Source organism: Streptomyces sp. NPDC059355, from assembly GCF_042752335.1.
Classification (GTDB): Bacteria; Actinomycetota; Actinomycetes; order Streptomycetales; family Streptomycetaceae; genus Streptomyces.
In genome coordinates, this window is the sequence record NZ_JBHYXN010000028.1 from 18,382 (window position 1) to 42,315 (window position 23,934).

15 protein-coding genes and 1 pseudogene are annotated in these 23,934 nt (G+C 70.8%); 11 read left to right on the top strand and 5 right to left on the bottom strand.

The annotated features are described in order from the left end of the window. Positions 1–33 precede the first annotated feature (33 nt). Together ACFXGI_RS24895 and ACFXGI_RS24900 are read left to right on the top strand one after the other, a co-directional pair. Positions 34–666, top strand: coding sequence for a hypothetical protein (locus tag ACFXGI_RS24895; RefSeq protein WP_384710599.1), 633 nt, complete (start codon positions 34–36; stop codon positions 664–666). After that, a complete protein-coding gene (locus ACFXGI_RS24900) occupies positions 663–2,747 on the top strand; it encodes an Hsp70 family protein (protein ID WP_384710602.1) in 2,085 nt (694 codons plus the stop codon). Before ACFXGI_RS24895 ends, ACFXGI_RS24900 begins: the two co-directional genes overlap by 4 nt. Positions 2,748–3,473: 726 nt before the next feature. Here the strand turns inward: ACFXGI_RS24900 and ACFXGI_RS24905 are convergent. Next, positions 3,474–3,929 carry a hypothetical protein gene (locus tag ACFXGI_RS24905; RefSeq protein WP_384710605.1) on the bottom strand — a complete coding sequence of 152 codons (456 nt, stop codon included), beginning with the start codon at positions 3,927–3,929 and terminating at the stop codon, positions 3,474–3,476. A gap of 52 nt (positions 3,930–3,981) precedes the next feature. Here ACFXGI_RS24905 and ACFXGI_RS24910 point away from each other — a divergent pair, with 52 nt between their 5' ends. The 8 genes and pseudogenes from ACFXGI_RS24910 to ACFXGI_RS24945 all read left to right on the top strand — a co-directional run. After that, on the top strand, positions 3,982–6,270 hold the full coding sequence (locus ACFXGI_RS24910; protein WP_384710608.1) for a DUF6603 domain-containing protein: 2,289 nt from the start codon (positions 3,982–3,984) through the stop codon (positions 6,268–6,270). Next, positions 6,270–8,447, top strand: a complete 2,178-nt coding sequence (locus ACFXGI_RS24915) for a hypothetical protein (protein WP_384710611.1) — start codon at positions 6,270–6,272, stop codon at positions 8,445–8,447. The genes ACFXGI_RS24910 and ACFXGI_RS24915 overlap by 1 nt, the downstream gene beginning before the upstream one ends. A gap of 3 nt (positions 8,448–8,450) precedes the next feature. Next, a complete protein-coding gene (locus ACFXGI_RS24920; protein WP_384710615.1) occupies positions 8,451–11,882 on the top strand; it encodes a hypothetical protein in 3,432 nt (1,143 codons plus the stop codon). Between the two features lie 53 nt (positions 11,883–11,935). Next, positions 11,936–12,796 (top strand): hypothetical protein, encoded by an 861-nt coding sequence (locus tag ACFXGI_RS24925; protein WP_384710618.1) that lies wholly within the window; start codon positions 11,936–11,938, stop codon positions 12,794–12,796. Next, positions 12,796–12,939: a hypothetical protein gene (locus tag ACFXGI_RS24930; RefSeq protein WP_384710620.1), complete on the top strand. Its 144-nt coding sequence runs from the start codon at positions 12,796–12,798 to the stop codon at positions 12,937–12,939. The genes ACFXGI_RS24925 and ACFXGI_RS24930 overlap by 1 nt, the downstream gene beginning before the upstream one ends. Positions 12,940–12,941: 2 nt before the next feature. Continuing rightward, positions 12,942–14,558 carry a hypothetical protein gene (locus ACFXGI_RS24935; RefSeq protein WP_384710623.1) on the top strand — a complete coding sequence of 539 codons (1,617 nt, stop codon included), beginning with the start codon at positions 12,942–12,944 and terminating at the stop codon, positions 14,556–14,558. 52 nt (positions 14,559–14,610) lie between these two features. Next, a complete protein-coding gene (locus ACFXGI_RS24940; protein WP_384710626.1) occupies positions 14,611–16,347 on the top strand; it encodes a hypothetical protein in 1,737 nt (578 codons plus the stop codon). A 300-nt stretch (positions 16,348–16,647) separates the two neighbouring features. Beyond that, positions 16,648–16,994: pseudogene (locus tag ACFXGI_RS24945) on the top strand (LysR family transcriptional regulator); the annotation flags it as partial. A 130-nt stretch (positions 16,995–17,124) separates the two neighbouring features. On the opposite strand, the gene ACFXGI_RS24950 reads toward ACFXGI_RS24945, so the two are convergent. Then, the gene (locus tag ACFXGI_RS24950; protein ID WP_384710629.1) at positions 17,125–18,099 is read right to left on the bottom strand and encodes an SMP-30/gluconolactonase/LRE family protein; all 975 of its coding nucleotides are present in this window, start codon (positions 18,097–18,099) and stop codon (positions 17,125–17,127) included. A gap of 163 nt (positions 18,100–18,262) precedes the next feature. Further along, positions 18,263–19,168, bottom strand: coding sequence for a helix-turn-helix domain-containing protein (locus ACFXGI_RS24955; RefSeq protein WP_384710632.1), 906 nt, complete (start codon positions 19,166–19,168; stop codon positions 18,263–18,265). A gap of 148 nt (positions 19,169–19,316) precedes the next feature. Here ACFXGI_RS24955 and ACFXGI_RS24960 point away from each other — a divergent pair, with 148 nt between their 5' ends. Then, positions 19,317–19,826, top strand: a complete 510-nt coding sequence (locus ACFXGI_RS24960; RefSeq protein WP_384710635.1) for an SRPBCC family protein — start codon at positions 19,317–19,319, stop codon at positions 19,824–19,826. Between the two features lie 531 nt (positions 19,827–20,357). Here ACFXGI_RS24960 and ACFXGI_RS24965 read toward each other — a convergent pair. Together ACFXGI_RS24965 and ACFXGI_RS24970 are read right to left on the bottom strand one after the other, a co-directional pair. After that, entirely contained in the window at positions 20,358–21,689 is a 1,332-nt protein-coding gene (locus ACFXGI_RS24965; RefSeq protein WP_384710638.1) for a class I SAM-dependent RNA methyltransferase, read from the bottom strand. A 97-nt stretch (positions 21,690–21,786) separates the two neighbouring features. Then, a complete protein-coding gene (locus tag ACFXGI_RS24970; protein ID WP_384710641.1) occupies positions 21,787–23,835 on the bottom strand; it encodes an APC family permease in 2,049 nt (682 codons plus the stop codon). Positions 23,836–23,934 lie beyond the last annotated feature (99 nt).

Consider the following 23,934-nt stretch of genomic DNA (forward strand, 5'->3'; position numbering starts at 1 on the left):
GATCACCGCCCGTACCGAACGAAGCAGAGCCTGATGCCTCCCAAGAAGAAGATTCCCAAGAGAGAGCGCCCCCACCGCCCTTGCCCCACCTGCCACCGGACACAGCCTGGAACGGGTGAAGCGGATGCGCCTCACAAGCCCGGGGGACTGAAGCGTCGCCGAGAACGCCGCTCCGAGCTTCCGGCCGAGTCCGCGAAGACGAGCGTCGCCGACGGCCCGGTCCGCCCCGATCCGATCGACGCCATGACGGTGATCAGGGGAGTGACGAACCGGATACCGAAGGCCCTGGAGGACATCGGGACCGGCGAGATGCCCTCGTCCGGCGCTTTTGCCGCTGCAGTGCGCCGGGCGGTCCTGGACGAGTTCCGCACACGCGCCCAGTTCACCGGACGCCTCGCTGAGATCGATGCACTGCTCCGATCCCGGGCCGGGGGCAGTCCCGAGGCAGTCGCGAGCACAATGTCCGCTCACCTGCGCGAACTTCGGCTGCTGCGAGTAACGGAGCCGGAGGAAAGCGACCGGTTCGTGGTGACCGAGGGCGAGGGAGACGCCTTCGAACTCCTCAGTCCGGCATACGTCGACGAGCTGACCGGGAAGGTGGTTCTCGCGGGACAGCTGCGGCGCGTTGCCGGCCCCGCGGGTACGAACGTGGGGGAGGAAGCATGACGGCAGCAGGAATCGACTTCGGAACCACCAACTCCGTCGCCGCCCAGTGGAACGGCGAGTACGTCGAAGTGCTGGAGATCGGCGGGCAGGGCCTCGACGCCAACTGGCGACGGAAGGGGTTCGAGCTGCTCTACCCGTCGGTCGTGGGAACGAGCTCCCTCCGGCCTGGCACGCTGTTCGGCTGGGAGGCCAAGCTGCGTTCCGAACAGGCCGTCGAAGCGTGCAAGCGGATGCTCCGCGAGGAACCCTTCGTCAGGCTGGGAAGTGAGCGGTTCGCCGCGACCACCGCCGCGGCCGGTGTCTTCCATGCCATCGCCCGAGCCGCGGAGGAGGAAGCCGCCACCGAGATCCGCGAAGCCGTCGTCACCGTTCCCGCCAACGCGACCGGCGCCGCCCGCTTCCGTACACGTGAGGCCGCGCGTGCCGCCGGGATCACGGTCCGCACGCTGCTGAACGAGCCGACGGCGGCGGCCATCGCCTACGCACACGAAATGGAGGTCGACGGCGAGTTCCTGGTCTTCGACTGGGGCGGCGGCACCATGGACGCCACCCTGCTCCTGCACGACGACGGCTTCTTCGACGAAAAGGCGAGCCGGGGCGTCAACCGCCTCGGTGGCCTGGAGATCGACGCCCGGCTGCGCCGCCTGGTCCTCCGGCGAGCGCCTGCGCGCGGGCACTGGAGCGAATCGGAGCAGCGGATGTTCGCTCTCGACATCGAGCGGGCAAAGATCCTGCTCTCCCATCAGGAGTCGGTCGTCGTGCAGACGCCCGACGGGGTGGTCGTAGAGATCGGCCAGGACGAGTTCTCCGAGGCCATACAGGACCTCATCAGCCGGGCACTCGATCCTGTCGAGGAATGCCTGGAGCAGGCTCGGATCGATCCTCAGGACCTCACGGCGGTCCTGATGATCGGCGGCAGCAGTCAGATCCCGGCTGTGCGCACCGCCGTGTCGGAGGCACTGGACTGCGAACTCGTCGACACGGCGCTGTGCGACCCCATGACCGCGGTGGCCGAGGGCGCGGCGATCACCGCGGCAGCCATGGACGGCGAGCTGCGCAGCATCATCCGCGTGGTCAACACGCACGCCCTCGGCACGATCACCAAAGACCGCAAGGGCAGGCGGAACTTCAGCGCTCTGATCGACCGGAACCAGCGTCTGCCGCAACAGCGCGTGAAGTCGTACGAGCCGACCAGGGACAACGTCTCCGAGCTGACCGTGGAGGTCTGGGAGGGCGATCCGGACCGTGAGGTCGACCACCCGGACAACGTCAAACTGACCGACCTCGTCCTGACGTACCCGCGGCGTGGCCGGGCCCAGGACGGTGTCTTCGACCTGGAGTACACCTACAGCAAGGAAGGCCTGCTGACCGTCAAGGCGACTCTTCAGAAGACCGGCGAAGTCGTCCTCGACGGCGAGGTGAAGGTGTTCGGGGACGGCAACGTCCTGCCCGAGGTGAAGAAGGAGCTCGCCCGCCTGCGCAACCTCGCCCCGGCAGGCCGACCGGCCACCAAACCGTCCCAACCGGTACAGGGTCGCCCAGACGGCCGGGGGAATGCCGTGCCCAAGCCCGCACCTCCGCGCGCCTCACCGCGGTCGGCCGATCCGAAATCGGCAGCGTCCCCGCTCGTCGTCGATGGATCCAACCTCGCGTGGAACGGAAGGCCCCCACGTGCGGCCGGCGGCAAGCCGAGTTTCGCGGCCCTGGAGGCGGCTGTCCGGTCCCTGCAGTTCAAATATTCCGGACGCGACATCCACGTGGTGGTCGATGCCACGCTGCGCCACGACGTGCCCGCCGAGGAACGCCCCCGGGTGGAAGCCGCCATCGCCGACGGGAAGGTGGTGCAACCGCCCGCCGGGACCGAAGGCCGGGGCGACGCCCTGGTGATCAGCATCGCCGAGGAGGTCGGCGGGGTCATCATTTCCAACGACAACTTCGCGCCGTTCCAGAAGGCCAATCCGTGGCTCCGGGAGACGGGGCGGGTCCTCGGAGCCACCTATTCGCAAGGAGTGTGGGTCTTCAACCGCCGCGTGCCGAACCCGGCGACGCCGGCTCGCCAAAGGTTGACGCACTCAGGCTGACGAGGCGCGGACGCCGCGTCCGCCACGGTGGCACTCGGCAGCCCACGCCCGCACGCACGGTCGTCGCGGAGCGCATGGGCGAACCTCACGGCCCATCGCCTGTGCGGCATCACGCACCGCACAGGCGATGGCCCAGAGCTGCATACGGGCTCGACCGAAAACTTGCGGGTCACACGAACGGCCGGATTCACACTCCCTACCGTCCTGCGCTGCCATCCCGGGTTGATCGCGCGACATGAAAGCGGAACTCAGGGATCGCACCCCTGTCGAACAGGCGCACCTCGGCTCATGCCCGGGGCACTCACCAAAGAACATCCCGCAGCGGCCACCCGGCTGCGCGGCGGCTCTGCCCGGCCGGCGCTCCGTACGGGTGAATCCCGCGCCGCGCTGTCCACTGACGCCGACTGGCGCCAGGCGCGACACCCGACCGCGTTCACCGGGTCGCGCGCATCATCCATGACACGCTCCGCGCGCACCTGAGCTCGATGCGCGCCTCCGGCCGTCACCGGAAACCGTCCTCGTAGCGGCCACGGGAGATGCAGACACGGACAGTAGCAATCAGGCCACCTTGAGTAACCATCCGTCCGATTCGCGACCTTTTTCTCAGCGGGGCGCAAACCCTAAGATCGCGCCAGGCGGCCGCCGGTACGTGCCTGCCGTTGAGGGAATCCGTGAACGGGCTGTCGGCCACGTACAAGGAGATTCGCCACCATGCATGAAAGTGACCTACGCAAGGCGCTGGAAGGCGAGATCGCTGCACCATGCGTCCTCCCGCTGCGTGATCTGGGACCCGCCGATGGTGCCGTCCCCCTGTTCCCGGGCGGCACACTCCAGCTGACACGCGACGACGGGGGCGCGGCGGGGCTTCGGGTTCGGGGGCGGGCCCCGATCGCCATCTGCTCCGAACCAGCCGACGTGCGGGCGGAGTTCGGGAGCACTGACGGAGAGGTCTCCGGGATCGCCCTCGCCATCACGCTCCCCGGGACGGAGGTACGCGCAAGCGAGATCGCCCGGCTGTACGGGTACGAGCTGCCCGAGCTGCCCGCCCCGCCAGTGACGGGGCTGACGTTCCGTGGGGACGCCGGCGGATTCACGCTGGCGCTGGACGGTCTCGCCGGGGACGGCGGCATCCTGGACCGGGACGGCGCGCAGGTGCTGGTGGTGCCCGCCCCGGGCGGTCATGTCCTGGCCACCCGGACCGACCTGACCGCACACCAGCGGCCTGGGCGTGCCGGTGGCGGTCGCGCTACCCGCCGGGGTGTGGCTCGCCCTGCCGGACGGGACGGTGGTGCCGGTCAGCGCACCCCGCACCGTGATCCCCGACCACTCCGGTGGCACGGACGGGCTGGGCCGCCCGGGGACGGCCGCCACCCGGGTTCCGTACGCGCAGCACCCCTATCCGGGACTGTCGCCGCGTACCCGCGCCGTGCCTACCGCGGACGGCTTCGTGGTGCTCAACCCGCCGAGGTCCGGCGGTCCATGTGTGTCCTTCATTCCGAACGGGCCGCTGGACGGCGAGCACGGCATCGAGATCGTTTACGCCAAGTCCCCGTTGACGGTGAAGGGCGCGTTGCAGGTGCAGCCCGCCCAGTCCCCGTACCGGGCCGTGGTGGGCGGCCTGCTGATCTTCTCCTTCGGGGGTGGCACGACAGGGAAGCGCGGCCTGTACGGCATGGGCACCGGTGCCGTCGTCTTCCCCCGGGAGCCCGGCACTCAGGCCTCCTTCTTCGCCTTCGCCTCACTCGGCGCCGAACCGGGAATCGGCATTCCGGCGTTCCGGCTCACCGGGGTCGCGGCCGGTTTCGGCTGGAACAGCCGCCTGCGCACACCGGGACTGGGCGATCTGACCACCTTCCCGTTCCTCAAGGCGCTCAAGGACCCCTCGTCGATCGGCGGGGACGACACCAACCCGGTACAGATCCTCAACACCCTGACCGGCACCGCCACGCCGTGGGTCACTCCCCGACAGGGCGAGGTGTGGGTGGCGGGCGGCCTCGCCTTCACCATCGGTGAGCTGATCGACGGCTCCGCGATGGCGGTGCTCCAGACCGGGGCGGACCTCACCATCGGGCTGCTGGGCACGGCCGGGACGTCGTTCCCCAAGGGCGGTGACAAGAAGATCGCCCGGATCGACCTCGGGCTCCAGCTGGTGATCAAGCCGAACTCCGGCGAGCTGACGGTCGGCACCTCCCTCAACCCCAGCTCGTTCGTCCTGGACGAGAACTGCAAGCTGCGCGGCGGCATCGGTCTGAAGGTCTGGTACGGAGACCACCCCGACTCCGGGGACTTCGTCTTCAGCGTGGGCGGCTACCACGAGAACTACCACACCCCCGAGCACTATCCGAGGCTGCCCAGGGTCGGTTTCGACTGGTCGCTCGGCGGCAAGGTCACCGTCTCCGGCAACGCCTACTTCGCGCTCACCCCGCGCGCCGCGATGGCGGGCGGCGGCCTCGATGTGCGCTACCAGTCCGGGATCATCAAGGCCTGGTGCACCGCCAAGGTCGACGCGCTCATCGAATGGAAGCCCTTCTACTTCGACGTGGGCATGTCGCTGTCGATCGGTGTCGAGGGCTCGGTCAAGGTGTGGTTCGTACGGATCACCGTGCGCATCGAGGTCGGCGTATCGCTGAGCGTCTGGGGACCGCCGACCGGCGGCGAGGCCCGGGTGAAGGTGTGGTTCGTCTCCTTCGGCATCAACTTCGGTGCCTCCCGGCGCGCTACGGACAAGACCCTGGACTGGCCCGGCACCCGCGCGATGCTGCCCGAACCGGGCGCCCGGGCGCGGCTGCGGCCCGGCGACGGTCTGATCACCGAGGGCACCCCGGACGACCCGCACCAGGGAGACTGGCTGGTCAAGGCCTCCGGGTTCACTTTCGGCACCGACACGCAGGTGCCGCTGAGCCGGATCGAGCTCGCCACCACCGGATCCGACAAGGTCATCGGAGGGTCGGCATTCGGCGTCCACCCGATGCGGGTGACCGGCCTCAGCACCCGTCAGCGGATCAAGGTGGTTCTCGAAGGGCAACCGGTCGACCTGGCGCGCTGGAAGGCGACCGCGCAGTACACCGCGCTGCCGCCGCAGCTGTGGGACGACACGGGCGACCCCGAACACGGCGGAGGGCAGCGGCAGCACCTGACGGGGGTCACCCTCACGTCGCCCGACCCCGACTACGGCACCTCGACCGGTTACATCGGCGAGGACACCTTCAAGTTCGACCCCGTCTACCCGCAGGGCAAAGTCCCGATCAAGGCCACCGACGTGCCGCTGGTACCGGCTCCGACCCGGCCCGGCGGAGTCATCGGGCGGATCGCGGACGGCATGGACACCGCCGCGTCGCGCACCGCCCGCACGAAGCTGCACACGCTGATGGGTGCGCTCGGCCTGGACACCGAGGGCGCCAAGTCCGACCTCCCCGGCTACGCCCGGGGCGTGACCGGCTACTTCACCGCCGAACCGCTGCTGGTGCCCGCAGGTGCCACGCGCACCGCGAGCGCCCCGAGCACCCCCGAGGGAGACAACTGATGGCAGGCCCCGGACACCGCACCCGGTTCTTCGACCACCGGCTGCCTCCGCTGTACTCCGGACGGCACACCGTCACCGTCGACCACACCGTCAGCGGCTCCGACAAGGTCGGCGCCGATCTGCTGCCGGACCTGGAGCAGGTCTTCGCGGTGCGCCAGCCGCGCTTCCAGTTGCTGCCGGAGGACATCACCGCCTGCTATCCGCCGCCCGGCGCGGAGGGCGAGTACGGCACGCTGCTCCCGCACATCACCCTCACCCGGCCCGGCTTCCCCTGGATGCATCTGCTGCGCGGCGCCGAGGCCGGCGCCCCCTGGCTGGCGCTGCTGGTCTTCCGGGCGGAGGAGCTCCCCGAGGACCGGCATGCCGTAGGCGAGGTGCGGGTCTCGACGGCCGCCGAGCTCGCCGCCGGACTGGTACGCCCCGGCCGCCCGCCGACCCTCGACCCACCGTTGTACGACGACGAGCGGGAGCTCACCGTCACCAGCGTCCTGGTGCCAGGCCCGCTGTTCACGGCCGTGTGTCCCACCACGTACGAACTGGGCATGCTCGCGCACATCCGCGAGGGCGGCCCGCCGGACGCCACCCGCCGGGTCGGTGAGGACCCGCCGCCGGACGAGCACGACATCAAGGCCGTGGTGGTCTCAGGCCGATTCCCGGACACGGGCGGCCTCCACGTCGCCCACCTGGTCTCCCTCGACGGCTTCGAGGACTATCTCGACGGCGGGACCCCGCCGCCCGCCGAGGGGCTGCGGCTGGTGTCGCTGCACTCGTGGGCGTTCACCTCGGCCGACGACGGGAAGCTGGACTTCGGCGAGCTCGCCCAGCACCTCGCCGCCGATCCGGACCCGCTGCTCCGCCACCCCGGGCTGCCGACGACCTCTGATCTGCCGCTCGCGCTGGACCTGCTCCGCCAGGGCGGCACCGTGCTGCCGCAGCGCCTGGAGTCCGGGGAGCCGACCGTCGGGTTCTACCGGGGCCCGCTGACGGCCACCCCCGCCCATCAGCTGCCGCAGGGCACGGGCGTCCGCTTGGAGTCGGCGGGCGAGGGCCTGGTGTACGTGGAGGAGCTGGGGGCTTACGACACCGGGTACGCGGTCGCCTTCAGCCTGGGTCGCGGGCTCGCCCTGGCCGACGCCGAGTTCCGCAGCGCGCTCGTGGCGTACCGCAAGGCGGCGCGGCGGGCGGCCCGCAGGCTGCTGGCCTTCCCGGAACTGGCCGCGCTCGGTGAACAGGACGCTGCCGCCGGGATCGACACCCGCGTCGTACGGCGTTCCTTCGACCGGCTGCTGGGCGACGACGGCCCACTGGCCGCCGCACTCACCCGGCCGGGCGCCGAGGTGAGGGCCGGGGGCAGGCGGCCCGCGGCACGGGCCGCGACCGTCGCCCCGATGAGCGCCGACCGGCTGCGCACCGCCGTCGCCGACGCCTCGACCCGGTCGGTGCTGGCGTCGGCCGTCCGCGCCGAGCTGGCGCCGGTCCAGGCGTGGCTGACCCGGCTGGCCCGGCTGGAGATGGTGCCGTTCGGATATCTCGTACCGGACGAGCGGCAGCTGCCGCGGGAGTCGGCGCGGTTCTTCCACGTCGACACCGGCTGGATCCAGGCGGCCGTCGACGGGGCGCTGAGCGTCGGGGAGGGACACGCGCTGGACGCCGACCTCAACGACCTGGCCCGGGAGCTACGGGGCGTTCCGCAGCCCGCCTGCGGGGTGCTGATCCGCTCCGAGCTGCTGGCCAACTGGCCCGAGGCCGTCCTCACCGCGTTCGGCGAGGACCGCGAGATCGCGCCCGTCCGGCAGCGGAGCCTCGGCGACGACCTGCGGATGCTGCTGTACCCCCGGGTGATCGACCGGTTCGCGCTCGCCGAGCCCGCGCAGGGCCTGCACTTCGGGCTCAGCTTCAACAACACCACGGAGCTGCGCTCCATCGTCGCCCCGGTGGGACAGGCGCTAGGCGACTTCCCCGCCGACGGCAGCGGTTACCGGCCGTTTCTGCGGCCTGGCGGACACGACGTCCTCGACATCGAGCACCGGCTCGCGCCGGCGCTGGCCGCTGCCCTGTCCGTGGGTGCACTCTCCTCCGCGCAGTTCGCGCTCCAGGTCGTGAAGGCGCCGCTGGTGCAGGAGTTCACCCTCCATCCGAGGTTGTCGTCCGACGAGCCCACCGAAGGGACGCTGTAAGCCATGGCGCTGAACGACACCCTGGTGGTGCCCGTCGAGGTCGCCGCGTTCGTGGTGAACCCCAAGGTGCGCGACACCGACGACTCCTATGTGATGCACCGCTGGGGGTCCAGCTTCCTCACCTTCGCCTCGCGCAACGACGCGCCGGAGCCGGCGCCGTTCGAGGGTCTGGAGCCCTGGCGGGACAAGCCGGAGCGGCTCGGCGCGTACGTGATGTGGCAACTGCCGTCCGGCCTGGCCCACGGCCGGGAGACCGAGGACGGCATCGGCGACTTCCCCCTGGTCCCCAACCGCTGGCTGGTGACCCGTAGTTGGGACAGCGGCATCCGCAGCTGGCTGGTCGAGAGCGATCACCTCGGCGAGACGGGCACCGTCTCCTACCTCGACCCGCACGCCACTCCGGCCACCCCCACAAAGATCGGCCGCAAGCATGAGCTGACCGCTTCCTCGCCCTGGCAGGAGCCGTCGGACCGCCGCGACCCCTTCCTCACCGCGCTCGGCCCCGGCCTGCTGACCTTCTCCGTCTACCAGCCGTACAACACCAACGTGCTCTCCCTTCACGACACGCTGGAGGACGTGACCGCTGACGCCCGGGTCAGCTACCGGGTGATCGGCTGGTACGCGCAGGAGGACAGCGACCCCCTGCGCGGCGAGGGCGAGTTCCGCGACCTCATGGACGAGCTGGAGTGGATCCTGCCGCCCGGCTACGGCGCCCCCGGACGCTCGCTGTACGCGGGCAGCGTGCTCGGCATCGACTGGCAGCCCAGCGGGCCCGTCCCCGCCCGGACCAACCCCCACCCCGACGAGGTGGCCGTCGGCATCGGCAATTCGACCGCCGAAGCGTCCGCCGCGGTGGCGGAGCAGTACGGCGGAACGGGCGCGCTGCACGCCGACGAGGCCCGGCTGTACGAGGCGTTCGCCCTCGGCTGCCTGGAGCAGCTCGACCGCACGGACGGGGACCTGTTCCCGCCACGGGCCGCGCACCGTTCCGGCTTCGGCCCGGTGCCGGGCGGTTTCGCCTGGCGCGTGGTGGACCGCGGAAACCCGGACGCCCTGCCCCCGCTCTCCGCCGCGGAGGCGTCCCGCGAGCGGACCGCAGAAGCGAACGTTCTCGCCGCCCTCAACGCCACACAGCGCGAACTGGACTCTCTCGAACGCAAGTTGCGGAGCGCTCAAGAGCACCTCTTCCACCTCTGGTCGCTCAACAGGCTGCGCGACAAACCGGCCTTCTTCACCGAGCAGATCGATTCCAAGCTCAACCCCGAGGTGGCGGGGTCGCCCGCCCGGAAGGTCGCCGAGCTGACCGCCGAGGTCACCGCCAAGCGCGCTGACCTGCCCTGGTCGATGGACCAGGACGAACTCCACGCCCAGGCGCTGCGGCACGCCGCCGACCACGGCATGCGGGCGTCCCGCGTTCTCCAGCGCGTCCCGCTCGCCCCGTACGAGGAGTCCAGCGACCCGGTCGTACTGCTGCGCGGCGCCAAGCTCCACGCGCCCCTGGACCGGGACTCACTCCTGCCCTGCCGCACCGAGGAACGCCTGGTCACGGCGGTCGGCCCGGTCACCGAACTGACGGTGGCCGCAGACGTCGCCCGGGTCAGCACGGCCGGACTGCCCGCCCTCGTCCCCCGTCTGCTGGCCGAGTTCTTCATCCTGGACCGGGCCCGCGCCCAGGGCCTGGACCTGGCGCAGGCCGAGGGCGCGCTGCCCGAGTACGGAACGGCGGCATGGGTCCAGCCCTGGCAGCCGCTGTATCTGGCCTGGAAGGCCGACTACGTGGCCATCCCCTTCCAGGAGCCGGACGGCACCGAGAACTGGCGCTTCGACGGCACCCGCTACCGCTGGACGGGCACCGGAAGCGTCACCCACCGCATCCCCGCCTCCGGCCGGCAGATCCTCACCCCCACCAGCGGGCACCAGTCGGAAGGCCGCCTCGCCGCTTACGCCAACGGCCGCACGGACCTCGACCAGGACATGATCCGCTCCCTGCGCTCCCGGCTCCGTGAGACCGACGAGCTCTCGCAGCGCCTCGACGGACTCTCCGCGCAGATCAGCCAGCGGATCATCGGATCGGGGCTACGGCCCGACGGGACGCTCGGCACGCTGATCGCCGACGGCGACCAGGGCAAGCCCCGGCCGGGGAACTTCCCCGAGGAGGACTGGGAGGGCGGAGACTGGGAAGCCACCGACTTCCAGGAGCTGCGGTCCGGGCAGCTGGAGTTCACCCGGCTCGCCGTCGTGGACCGGTTCGGCCGGGCCGTCAACCTCATCGACAACCCGCTCCACTTCGACTTCGCCAAGCCCGAGACCTTCGAGCCCGACGAGGAAGTCGGCGAGATCGAGCCGGACCGTTACGCGCAGTTGGGCCCCCGGCTTCTCCAGCCCGGACGGCTCGCCTTCCACTTCGTGGACGGGAAGACCGGCCAGGAGGTGGACGTCACCGCCGGGGCCAACCCGGTGTGCGCCTGGCTGATCCACAACCGGCTCGACCGGTCGATCGCCTGCTACGGGCCCGAGGGCACCGCGTTCGGTGACATCCGGGTCGTCGTCGGCACGACCGGACAGCAAGTGGTCGACTGGAATCCGCTGCCGGGCTCGCCCGTCCCGGACTTCGCCGGCCTCGCGAACCTGTCCCCGCACGCCCACGGCTTCCTCGCCGGGGTGATCCGGCAGGGCCCCACCGGTTTCGACGCGCTGCGCCATCACCTGGACGCCTCGCTCGCCGGAATCGACCCGGACGGCCCGGACGACGCGGGCCTCGCCTACTTCTTCGGACGCCCGCTGGCCCTCGTACGGGCCGAACTGGGCCTGGAACTGTGCGGGCCGGCCCGGAGGGACGTGCACTGGCGGACCATCTTCGACCAGCCGGAACCGAAGCTGGGAAGCTACCAGTGGCGTGTGCGGCTGGGCGAGGCCGCCCAGCTGGACGACGGTCTGGTCGGATACGCGCACGGGGACGACTACGACCACTTCGAGACCACCCTGAACCCCGGCGAGGACGGCTATCTGCGGTGGATCGACACCGCGGAACGTCTGAAGCTGTCGTTCGACGGCCCCAGGGCGCAGGTGACGCTCCTGCTGGACGCGCGCGCCTCGGTGCACGCGACGACGGAGATCCTGCCGACGGGAGAGGTCTTCGTGCCGCAGGAGTTCACGGACGAGGCCGTCGCGGCCGTGGCGGTGGCCTTCCGCGCGGGCCCGCTGCTCGCTGCCGTCGAGCCGGGCACCTCAGGGCCGGACACCGTGCTGGCCCCGCATCCGGCGACGGCCACCGGCACCTGGTCGTGGGCCGAGCGCGACGGCGACGCATGGCCCCGCTCGTCCGTGTCGGCGCCGGACCCGGCGGTGTGGCCCCAGGGGGTCCGGCCCCGGATCCGCAGCGGATTCATGGTGCTGGACGACGCGGCGGGGGCGAGCCGCGACGGCGAGGGCTGAGGCCCTTCACCCCGCCCGTCACCCCGCCCCCATACGTCACGAGGAGCGTCACCATGACCGAGTACGTCCCGGCGGGCGCGCCACGCGCCGCCGAGAGCCGCATGGCCTTCCGATTGGACACCGTTCCGGAGACGGTGCGGGTCTCTCCCGGAACCGGGGACACCGAGCACGCCAAGATCACCGTCGTCGGATCGGTGACCGACGGCGAGAAGATCACCCTCAACGAGATCACCGTGAAGGTCCTGGCCGGGTCCGACTCCCCCCACTTCGCCTCCTCGCTCGCCGGAGTGGAGCCGGCGGTCGACCGCTCCGGCTGGACCTACACCGGTGTGCAGCAGTCCACGTTCTCCTTCATGCCGTCCTCCGGCGGTGAGGTGGTGGAACCCGGCACGAGCCTGACCGTCACCCTCGACCGCATCCCTGTCAACAAGGCAATCGGCTCGTCACAGGTGACCGTCACCGCGTACTGGAACAGCGGATCAGGGACCGGAAGGACCATCTTCGAAGTCGCCAAGTTCCCGCCCGGCTTCCACCTGAAGGACTTCATCGCCGTGCCGGCCGTGGTGGACAACGGTAAGGACGTCGAGCTGCGCTGGCAGGCCTCCGACGGCGCGACCCTGCATCTGCTGCACGAGAACGTGCAGTACGACGTCACCGGGCGCAGCGAGTTCACGGTGCCCGACATGCGCCGTACCACCGTGTTCTATCTGCGCGGCAGCCACGGGGCCGCCGAACTGACGCTGGGCACGATCGCCGGGGTCGCCGACCCGGACTTCGAGGTGAACAACCTGGTCGTCACGGGCGCCCTCCGGACCGACCGGCTGGAAAGCCACACCCTGGACCGGATCAGGATCGCGGCACCGATCGCACAGAGCGCGGCAGCCGTGCCGGAGCCCACCGCCGAGGAGGTCTGATGTCACTCGTCCGCCATGTGACGGCTCCGCCGTCGGGCCGGGCCACCGCCGCCGGCACCGATCCGCTCTACTTCGATCTCGCCGTCCACCCGGACCCACTGCGGGTCTCCCCGTCCAGCGGGCCCCGGCCAAGGGCGACCTGATCGTGGTGGCCTCGCTGGCCGCCGAAGCACGCGTCGAATGCCGGTCGTTCACGGTCACCCTGAAGGTCGGCCCAGGCGAGAACGACCTGTGCTCAAGCCTGACCGGCGTCACCGGGCGGTTCAGCCTGGCCGGCTGGACAGGGACGGTGAACGCGTCGGCCGGCACCCTCACCTTCGCCCCCGGGACCGGTATCCCCGCGCAGACGGAGTTCGGGCCCGACACCGGCGTGACCTTCCAGGTGATGGGCCTGCCGGTCAACCAGCGCGTCGGACTCAGCCAGGTGGACATCGGCGCCTCCTGGCGTCCGATGGGCACGACCAACTGGCAGTCACAGACCACCGGCCTGGGCGTCGGCAAGTTCCCGCTCGGATTCCATCTGCGGTCGTTCGTCGCCGAGCCGCAGAGCGTTCCCAAGGGCGGCTCGGTCACCCTTCGCTGGGATGCGAGTGCCGCCACCTCTCTCACGCTGTACTACGACGGTGAGTCGCACCCCGTGACCGGGGAGTCCTCGGTCACCGTCCCCGACATGCGGCAGACGACCTTCTTCCATCTGCGGGCGGTCGCGCAGGAGGGCGCGGGGAGCGTGGAGCGCACGCTCACCGTGCTGGTGCAGGTCTCCGGTCCCGTGGAGTCGGTGGGCCGGGTGATCGTTCGCGGGACGCTGCAGGTGGGGGAGATCGGCCCGGCGGCCTCTCCCGGCACCCCGCTCGTCTTTCCACAGCGGCTGCCCACACTCCCGGAAGCGCACCGTACCGACAAACTCGGATGGCAGGACAGCCACTGGATCCGGAGCGCACTGCCGGTCGGTGCCCCGGCGCTGTACTCGCACACCACGGGACAGCCCTCGGAGTCCGGGCTCCACCCGTACGTGGAGTTGGTCTACCAGCCGCTCGGCGGATCGGACCTGGTGTGGTCGTCGTTCGACGGCTACGCGTGGACCCGCGTCGAGGAACCCCTCGGCCCGGGTGCCGATCCGTCCGTCGCGCTCATGACGGACTGGCTCCTGCCGCTGCCCCTGCCCCTGATCCGGCTCTGGACCGCATATCGCGGCGGCGTGAACAACACACAGGTGATGACCCGCCGGATCCGGTTCGACGGGCAATGGGACAGTCCGGTGCCCGCTCCAGGTGGTGTCACGACCCAGTTCCGCCCCGCCCTGGCCGACCTGAACACCGCTTCACTGTTCCTCGCGGTCACCGACCGCACCGATTCGCCACCGATGCACTGGAGGCGGCGCCATCTCAACAACCAACCGGCCACTTGGTCCGAGGGGGCCCGGATGCCGGGCGCCGCGGCCACCGGCGCCCCGGCGCTCGCGGCGTTCGGCGGCCGGATGGTCTGCGTGTACCCCTCCAACGGCAGTCATCGGATGAACCACCACGACGGCGACCGGTGGGTGGCGGGCGCGGCACTGCCGACCGGGCCGGCGCCCGCGGGCCCGCCCTCACTCGCGGTTCACGAGGGCCGGTTGTACTGCGTCTACCGCGATGTCTCCGGCCTGGCCCAGGTCATGAGTTACAACGGCACGGCATGGACCGGTCCGACGCCGGTCTCCGACCGGATCTACGCCCACGACCCGGCTCTGGTGGCGACCGGGGGTCGGATGTGGCTGTTCTGAACCGTACCCGTATCCGTATGTGCAGCCGCGCCCGCCGAGGAGGAGACCCGTCATGATCACCGACATCGCGGAACCCGATGCCGACCCGGGCGCAGCGTCAGCGACCGTCGCTTCGACGGAAGCCGGCGTGGAACTGCTGTACACACTGTCCACAGCGCCCTTCCCGGTCGAGGTGTCCGCGGCCTCCGGCGCGTACCGCCTGGCGGACCTGACCCTCGTCCTCACCCGCCGCGCCGCCCGCCCGATCGAGTGCGGCGGTATCACCGTCTCCCTGCCCGTCGGCACCGGCGCGACCGCGCTGGCCGCCCAGACCACCGGAATGACGGCCTCCACCAACCCGGCCGGATGGGGCGCAACGGTCGCCGCCTCGGGAACGGTGACGTTCACTCCGTCCGGCGGCGTCGCCGAGATCGACAAGGCGAACGGTCTCGCGCTGTCGATCGCCAAAGTCCCCGTCAACCGTGTCGAGGGACGCGCCCAGCTGACCGTGACCGTGCGTTGGCGGGTCCCCGGCGATACCAGCGAGGACCCCTGGAGCACGGAGACCGTCAGGCTGCCCGTACCGAAGTTCCCACCCACCTTCAGCCTGGGCGAACTGCGCGCGGACCCCCTGCGCGTCGCGTACGGCGGCAGTGTCGCCCTCAGCTGGCAGGCGGCGAACGGCAGCTTCCGGCTGAGCTACGGCAAGGCGGACATCTCCGTCACCGACCGGGACGGCTTCACCGCCCACAACATCACCCAGGACACCCTCTTCCAACTGCGCGGCACCTCCTCGTCCGGTTCCGGAGAAGCGGAGGCGGTGCGCTCGGTGTGGGTGACGGTCGCCGTGCCGGACCTCGTGGTTCCGACCCTGACCGCGACCCGGGGGGTCGTCACGGACAGGATCGCGGCCCGCACCCACACCGTGCCGACGTTCACCGCGACCCGGCTGGAACACCGGCCGGAACTGTCCATGCGGAGCTTCGATCCGCGCCAGCGGCGCTGGAGCGAGCCGGTCCGGCTGCCGTTCGGCCCCGCCGCCGCCGCGCCCGCGATCGCCGTGCGAGACGGGAGACTCCACCTCCTGTTCCGGCCTTACGACAGCGAGCAGTTGACATGGGCGGAGTACGGGGGCCGCACCTGGCGGACCCTGCCGAACTCCCCCGGCCCGGCCGCGGTGGCGCCGGTCGCGCTGACCGCCGCGGGCACCTCGCTGGTCTGCGCCTACCAGGCCCCCGGCGGCGAGCAGTTCACCCGAACCAGCATCGACGGCACGTCCTGGGGCGCGGCTTCGGCGATGCCCGCCCCCGTGGGCGGCGGCGGGGTCGCGCTCTGCTGGGACGGCACCGCTCTGCACGCGGCGCTACGGACGGTGCTGGTCGGTCTGGTCACAGGCCATCGTCGGCGCGACGCCCAGGGCGAGTGGCAGAGCGACGGCGGCGGTTCGCAGCTCTTGGTCCACACCCCCGAACTCGTCCTGTGGAACGGGAACCTGACGTGCTACTTCCGTTCCCTCCACGGCAGTGTGTGGACACGGTCGCGCCCCAAGGACGGCTCACCCGAGGGCTGGATCGCGAAGAGGATGGACGATGTGCGGGCCTCCAACAGCGTCCGGCTCGCGGTCACCGGGCCGACGCTGTACATGCTGTTCCCCGACTCCGAGGGCGCACTGCACCTGCGGTCCTCGGACGGATCGACCTGGTCGGCAGCGGCCCCGGTGGACGAGTACCGCACCCTGGAGACCCCCGCCCTGGCCTGGTACGGCGACCGCCTGATCGCCATCGGCCGGGGCGGCGCCTGCCCTCCATGACCCCGCCGGAACACCACAACTGACTGAGTTCTTTCGGGTCAGTGGCCCTATGGCCGCTTCGTCGCTGGTCCGGCCACGCAGGAGTCGGCAAGAGATGTGGCGGCCATGCTCGTGCAGCTCGTCGACGCCGACGGGGCGGTGGTCGAGGCGTCACTGCCTCCTCCCCCTCCATACCGGCCCTTACCCAACACGCAGCTGTAGCCCTGGTGCGGGAGACGGCCTCAACGTGCTGGCGATCCATCAGGAATCCGTCGGGCGTGCTTCAAACGTGCGTCACGAGCGTCAAACCAGCGTCAAGACCCGCTCGCCGAAGGCCCGCCGAGCATCGAGCGCTACGCAGCCGCCTAACACCTCACCGTCTCGCGGCGCGGAAGCCTGCGCGACCCGATCGACGACGCCCTGGCCACGCGCGGCCTCGAACGACGCGTCGTCGTCGCCGGGCCCACCGCCGGAAACAACTCGGCCTGGCCACACTGCCGCCGCCACTCTCGCTGCCCGACGTACCCCCGTACCTGCTGTGACACCAGCGCTACGACAACGACCGCGCCCACACCTGGCTGCGAGAGCGGGCCACCGAAACCGTCCAGGCACTCTTCACACCATCGACCGCCTCTCAGCAGCCCCTCACCAACCGGACCAGGCAGTGACGTACACATCCGGGAAAGGCCTGCGGCAGCTGACTCCCATTCCAAGTCGTCGCGTACGAAGCCGCCCTTAAGACAGAGATACAAGACAGCGCGTCAATGATCTGCGAGCCCTGACTACACGGCATCGGGGCTACCCGTTCAGGTGGGCCAGGAGGAGGTTGGGGTCCTTGGCCGTGACGTACGCGGCGCTCAGGACGTAGGCGGTGTCGCCTCGCAGGGCGATGGAGGTGGGGTTCTGCAGGCCGTCGGCGGCGGTCAGGACGGCGGAGTGGGTGCCGTCGGGCTGGACGAGGGCGACCTCGCCGGGGCCGTTGAGGGCGGCCAGGATCTGGTCGCCGTGGCCGGTGAAGGCGAAGTCGTCGATCCCGGCCAGGCCGGTGGCCCGGGTCTGGACCTGGCCGGCGCGACCGTCCCGCAGGACGGGTATGCGCAGCACGGTGCCCCGGTCGAGGTTGGTGACCCACAGCGCCCCGTCCCGGATCTTCAACCCGTTGGCGCCGAGGAATCCGGCCGAGGCCAGTTCGGGGGCGGTGGACCAGGTGTGGGGGGTGCCTCCCGTGGTGGGGACGCTCGAGATGGTGCCGAGGACGGAATCGGTGACGTAGAGGGTCCGGGTACGCGGGTCCAGGGCCAGGCCGTTGGGCAGGCCGGTCGCGGGAAGCGCGGCGATGCGCTGCGGTGTGCCGCCGGGGCGCAGGCGCCACAGGCCGGTCAGGTCGGCGGTGCCGGTGGCGTACAGGAAGTACAGGGTGCCGTCGTGTGCGCGGACGATGCCGGTGGTCAGGGCGAAGCCCAGGACCGGGGTGTGGATGCCGCCGTCGCCGGGTGCGGGGAGGGTGGCCAGGGTCCGGGTGGATCCCTCGGGGGTGATGCGGGCGATCTGGCGGGCGGCGGCGAAGGTGACGTACGCGCTGCCGTCGGGAGCCAGTGCGATGTTCTCGGGGGTCTGGTGCCGGGCCAGGTCGAAGTGCGTGGCGATGTGCGCGCAGCTCAGCGGGGCGGAGACGGCCGACGCGGCGCCGGGGGTGGCCGCGACGACCGCTGCCGCGGTCAGTGCGACGGCTGCCGCGGTGGTCTTGGGCAAGGTGTACCTGTTCTTGGACATGGTTCCTTCACTGTTTTCGGGCATGCAGCAGCGGTACGCCGACGCGCGGGAGTTGGGGGTTGGCTTCCGGGAGGGGCGGCCGGTGGCCGCCCGTACCGGGGTGAGCGGAGGGATGGACGGGCGCTCGCGGATGTCTGCGCGGCGTCCGGTGGTGTGTGCCGGGTCAGCCGGAGGCGGTCGCCCGGACTCCCGGGCACGCCGGGTCGTGCTGCGGGGTGACCTGTGCGAGGAGGGCCAGCGTGGTCCGCGCGGGCGAGTCGGCCTCGGTGGTGGCGACCACGATGCTCTGCCCCTGATCCGGGTCCTGGCCCGGGCTCAGGGTCTGCTGGGTGACGGTCAGCGGGCCGACCAGCGGATGCCGCATCTCGTAGGTCGCGACGGCGCACGCCGTGACGCGGTGGTCGGCCCACATCGAGGCGAAGTCCGCGCTCTTCGCGCTCAGTTCACCCACCAGCGCGTGGAGCGCGGTGTCGTCCGGGTGCCGGCCCGCCACCAGGCGCAGATTCCCCACCACGGCCCTGGCCTTGGCCGGCCAGTCGGCGTACAGGTCACGGGTGTGCGCGTCGAGGAACACCAGCCGGGCCATGTTGGGCCGCTGTGCCGGCCGGTCCGGGGCGCCCCGGTCCAGGTGTCCGGCGAACAGCGCATGGCCCAGCCGGTTCCATGCCAGGACGTCACTGCGGCGGCCGGTCACGATCGCCGGGACGTGGACCAGTGCCTCCAGCAGCTGGCCGGTCGCCTCCGTCACCCGCTCAGGGGCGGGCCGGCGGCCTCGTACCGAGCCCGTGGCCGACGACCGGGCCAGGTTGTGCAGGTGCAGGCGCTCGGCCTCCTCCAGCCGCAGGGCCCGGGCGATCGCGTCCAGCACCGGCGGTGAGGCGTTCAGGGACTGCCCCTGTTCCAGGCGGGTGTAGTAGGAGACGCTGACACCCGCCAGCGATGCCAGCTCCTCGCGCCGAAGACCCGGCACACGGCGCCGCTCCCCGTAGCCGCGTATCCCGAGATCCTCCGGTTGCAGCCGGGAGCGCCGCGTCTGCAGGAACTCCCCGAGCCGCACTTTTGCGTTCATGGATCCGAGTATGGGCCGGGCCCGACCGCACAGCCTGCCCCTGGCGGGGATAGGCACCAGCGGGTCTGGCTCCCCGGCGGGACTGGTGGTGACGTGGGCGTCGCCGACATGGCACCACCCCGCCCGTCACCCGTTTCAGGAGGACACCTTGAACACCACCACCAGCGAACACGACCTCTTCGAGGTCCTGGACGCATCGGATTTCAGCTTCACCCGGCGCGCCTGGGTCGATGCCGCGCCCGCCCGGGTCTACGACCTGGTCAGTGACGTGTCCGCCATCGGGCGCTGGAGCCCCAACGCGAGCGACGTCACCTTCGACCAGGGCGCCGGGCCCCGGGTCGGGGCCTGGTTCAGCGGCCGCAACCACAAGGACGGCAGGCAGTGGACCACCCGCTCCCAGGTCGTACGGGCCGAACCCGGCGCCGCATTCGCCTTCGTGGTCGGCGGGGCCGAGGACGGCATCGCGCAATGGAGCTGGACCTGCAGCCCCCGGGGACGCGGAACCGTCGTCGAGCAGTCCTGGCAACTCCTGCGCCTCGACCGCGTACTGGGCGCCACCCGCGGCGACCTCGACTCCCTGCGCGACTACATGACCAACAGCGTCGAAACCACCCTGCTCGCCCTCGCCCAGTGGATCGCCGAAGCACCGGCCGATTGAACGACCCCACGGGGCGGTACACCTGGGCCGTCTCGCGATGCGCAGGAACTCGCTGACGCAGAGAAGCAATCCTGGGTCAGGATTCCCCGGTACGACCACTCCCCCGCTGGACGCCTGAGAATCTGCGTCGGCGGCGGCCTGCGACACAGGGCTGACGAATGGGCCGACACGGCCGCACGCCCCCTTGAGGACCAGCTCGCCGAAATCGCGCAGGAGGCGGCGTGGAGGCGCGCGGCGGGTCTTGTCGAGTACGTCGGCGCACTCCGACTCCACGCGGAGAGTCGCCGCTCGGACCCGCCAAGGACGAAGCCGAGGCGTGAATCGCCTGGGCCGAGGGCCACGCACAACGCCTGAATCCACTCAACGGTTCACCGCTGATGCCCGACCCAGCTACTGAGCACCCACTCTGCCGACTGCCGGCCACGATCCCACGCCTGGCAGCGCGCCCGCCGCCGCAACCAGCGACGGCGGAACGGTCCGGTTTTCTTCAAGTCTCCGCAAAGCCAGACCGCACACCGGGAAACCTACAGGTCAGGCGGCCTTCGCGATGGGTTCAAGGATCGCCACGCACTCCACGTGGTGGGTCATCGGGAAGAGGTCGAAGACGCGCAGGGTGCGGACCTTGTAGCCGTTCTCCTTGAAGTAGCCGAGGTCACGGGCCAGGGCCGCCGGGTCGCAGGCCACGTACGCGATGCGGCGGGCGGAGAGGCCCGCGATGTGGCGGACCGTCTGCTTGCCCGCGCCCGCGCGCGGCGGGTCCAGGACGACGAGGTCGCACTCGGTGATCCCGGTCTTCGGAAGGATCGACTCGACCTTGCCCTGCTCGATGCGGACCCGGGGGAAGTCCGCCAGGTTGTGCCGGGCGTCCTCGACCGCGCGCTTCGTGGACTCGATGCCGAGCACCGCGCCCGTCTCGCCCAGGCGTTCGGCGAGGGCGCCCGCGAAGATGCCGACGCCGCAGTAGAGGTCGAGGGCCATCTCGCCCTTGCGCGGCATCAGGCCCTGCATGACGGCCTTGATCAGGGTGTCCGCGGCCTGCGGGTGGACCTGCCAGAAGCCGCCCATGCCGACGCGGTACGTACGGCCGTCCGCGCGCTCCCGGACGAAGGGGCGGCCGTGGACCCGGTGGACCCCGCCGTCCTTCTCCTCGACCCGCAGGACCGAGACCGGCTTGTCGAGCTCGACCAGCGGAAGGCGGCCTCCCGGACGCGGGGTCAGGACGACCTGGCGGTCCTGGGAGCCGGTCGCGGCGATCGCCTCGACCGTGGCCATCTGGGGCCAGTCCTGCTTCTCGATGCCCAGCTCGCTGACGCCCGGCGCCGCGATCATGCAGTGGTCGACCGGCTCGATGTCGTGCGAGCGGTGCTTGCGCAGGCCCGCGTTGCCGTCCTCGTCGATCGCGAACTGAACGCGGGTGCGCCACTGCGGCACCTGCCCGGCCGGCAGCTTGTCGCCCTCGGCCGGCATGACCGTGCCGTCCCAGCCGGCCTCCTCCGGGGTGAGCCCGGCGAGGCGCAGCAGCTGCTCGGCGACGACCTCGCCCTTGAGTCGGCGCTGGGCGCCCGGCTTGGCGTGCTGCCAGTCGCAGCCGCCGCACTTGCCGGGGCCGGCGTACGGGCACGGGGCCTCGACCCGGTCCTTGGAGGCGTCGAGGACGGTGATCGCGTCGGCGCGCAGGAAGCGGGAGTCGGACTCGCCCTCCGTCACGCGCGCGACGACCTTCTCGCCGGGCAGGGTGTGGCGGACGAAGAGGACGCGTCCGTCGGCGGTGCGGGCGATGCAGTGGCCGCCGTGCGCGACGGGACCGACCTCGACCTCGTACTCCTCCCCGACCAATGACTGCTTCTCGTTCTGCTCGGTCATGGTGGGGAGACTCCAAAACATAAATGGGAACGGCCGGACGACCGACCCACCAGTTTACGTGGATCTCGTCCGGCCGTTCGCCACACCGACCGCGGCGCTACTTGCCCGCGCGGTCCTTCGGGCGCGGGGTGTCCACCGGTCCGCGGCGCACCGCGCCCGGGGCGTTCCACTCCTGCCGCTTCTTCGCCCGCCTCTTCGCGAGCTCCGAGGACTCCAGCTGGTACGGCACCGAGGTGACCATCACGCCGGGGGTGAACAGCAGGCGGCCCTTGAGCCGCAGCGCGCTCTGGTTGTGCAGGAGGTGTTCGTACCAGCGGCCGACGACGTACTCCGGGATGTACACGCTGACGGCGTCGCGCGGGTTCTCGCTGCGCAGGCCCTTGACGTACTCGACCACCGGGCGGGTGATCTCGCGGTACGGGGAGTCGAGGATCTTGAGCGGTACGTTGATCCCGCGCCGCTCCCACTCCTCCTTCAGCGCCTTCGTCTCGACCGGATCGACGCTGATGCTGAGCGCTTCCAGGGTGTCCGAGCGGGTCAGCTTGGCGAAGGCCAGGGCGCGCAGCGTGGGCTTGTGCACCTTGGAGACCAGGACGATGGAGTGGACCCGGGAGGGCCGCACGCTGTCGTCACTGGGGCCCTCGGCAGCGGCGATCTCGGTGGCGACCCGGTCGTAGTGCTTGCGGATCGCGGACATCGTGCCGTAGAAGATCACCATGCCCAGCAGGGCGACCCAGGCGCCGTGCGTGAACTTGGTGGCCAGGACCACCACGAGCACCAGGCCCGTGAAGATCGCGCCGAAGGTGTTGATCGCCCGGGAGCGGTGCATCCGGCGTCGCGCGGCCTGGTCCTTCTCGGTCCGCAGGTGGCGGTTCCAGTGCCTGACCATGCCGATCTGGCTCAGCGTGAAGGAGACGAACACTCCGACGATGTAGAGCTGGATCAGCTTCGTGGAGTCGGCGTCGTAGATCCACACGAGCAGGATGGCCGCGCCCGCGAGCAGCACGATGCCGTTCGAGAAGGCGAGCCGGTCACCGCGGGTGTGCAGCTGGCGCGGCAGGTAGCGGTCCTGCGCGAGGATCGAGCCGAGCAGCGGGAAGCCGTTGTAGGCGGTGTTCGCGGCCAGGAACAGCACGAGCGCGGTGGCGGTCGCCAGCACGATGAACAGGAAGCTGCCGTTGCCGAAGACGGCCTCGGCCACCTGGGAGATCACGGGGTGCTGGACGAACTCGGGGCCGACGGGGACGCCGTTGTCCAGGAGGTTGGTCGCGGGCGCCTCGGCCATCTTCACGTCGGTGGCCATGGCCAGGCCGATGATCCCGCAGAACATGGTGACCGCCAGGGCGCCCATCAGGGCGAGGGTGGAGGCGGCGTTCTTGCTCTTGGGCTTGCGGAAGGCGGGGACGCCGTTGCTGATCGCCTCGACGCCGGTCAGGGCGGCACATCCGGAGGAGAAGGCCCGCAGCAGCAGGAAGACCAGCGCGAAGCCGGCCAGCCCCTGGTGTTCGGCCTTGATCTCCAGGTGGGCCGTCGGGGCCTCCATGGTGTCGCCGGCGACCAGACCGCGCCAGGCGCCCCAGGCGATCATCACGAAGACGGCTCCGACGAACACGTACGTCGGAATGGCGAAGAGCTTCCCGGATTCCTTCACGCCGCGCAGATTCATCAGCGTGAGCAGCAGAATCATGATCACCGCGGAGAGCACCTTGTGCTCGATGACGAAATCCACGGCGGAGCCGAGATTCTCGACTCCGGAGGAGATCGACACGGCGACGGTCAGGACGTAGTCGACGAGCAGTGCGCTCGCGACGGTGAGTCCGGCCTTCGGCCCGAGGTTGGTGTTGGCGACCTCGTAGTCACCGCCGCCGCTGGGGTACGCGTGGACGTTCTGGCGGTACGAGGCGACCACGGTGAACATCAGCACGACGACCGCGACGGCGATCCAGGGGCTGAAGTGGTACGCCGACACGCCCGCGATCGACAGGACCAGCAGCACCTCGCCAGGGGCATATGCCACTGAGGAGAGGGGGTCGGAAGCGAACACAGGGAGGGCGATCCGCTTGGGGAGGAGTGTTTCCCCGAGGCGGTCGCTGCGTAGCGCCCGGCCGATCAGGATCCGTTTGGGCACGTCGGTCAGTTTGGACACGCAGAGGATCGTAAGCGTTCGAAATCGGCCTGACGAACACCCACCCGTATTACAGGGCAATGACACCCGCATTGAGACCCCGCGCGTGCCGCAAAGGTC

Coding starts and splice junctions, on each gene's coding strand:
- ACFXGI_RS24895 (WP_384710599.1), top strand. CDS start 34: ATGCCTCCCAAGAAGAAGATTCCCAAGAGAGAGCGCCCCCACCGCCCT.
- ACFXGI_RS24900 (WP_384710602.1), top strand. CDS start 663: ATGACGGCAGCAGGAATCGACTTCGGAACCACCAACTCCGTCGCCGCC.
- ACFXGI_RS24905 (WP_384710605.1), bottom strand. CDS start 3,929: ATGACCGCCCGGGGCGGGCACCACCAGCACCTGCGCGCCGTCCCGGTC.
- ACFXGI_RS24915 (WP_384710611.1), top strand. CDS start 6,270: ATGGCAGGCCCCGGACACCGCACCCGGTTCTTCGACCACCGGCTGCCT.
- ACFXGI_RS24920 (WP_384710615.1), top strand. CDS start 8,451: ATGGCGCTGAACGACACCCTGGTGGTGCCCGTCGAGGTCGCCGCGTTC.
- ACFXGI_RS24925 (WP_384710618.1), top strand. CDS start 11,936: ATGACCGAGTACGTCCCGGCGGGCGCGCCACGCGCCGCCGAGAGCCGC.
- ACFXGI_RS24930 (WP_384710620.1), top strand. CDS start 12,796: ATGTCACTCGTCCGCCATGTGACGGCTCCGCCGTCGGGCCGGGCCACC.
- ACFXGI_RS24940 (WP_384710626.1), top strand. CDS start 14,611: ATGATCACCGACATCGCGGAACCCGATGCCGACCCGGGCGCAGCGTCA.
- ACFXGI_RS24950 (WP_384710629.1), bottom strand. CDS start 18,099: ATGTCCAAGAACAGGTACACCTTGCCCAAGACCACCGCGGCAGCCGTC.
- ACFXGI_RS24955 (WP_384710632.1), bottom strand. CDS start 19,168: ATGAACGCAAAAGTGCGGCTCGGGGAGTTCCTGCAGACGCGGCGCTCC.
- ACFXGI_RS24965 (WP_384710638.1), bottom strand. CDS start 21,689: ATGACCGAGCAGAACGAGAAGCAGTCATTGGTCGGGGAGGAGTACGAG.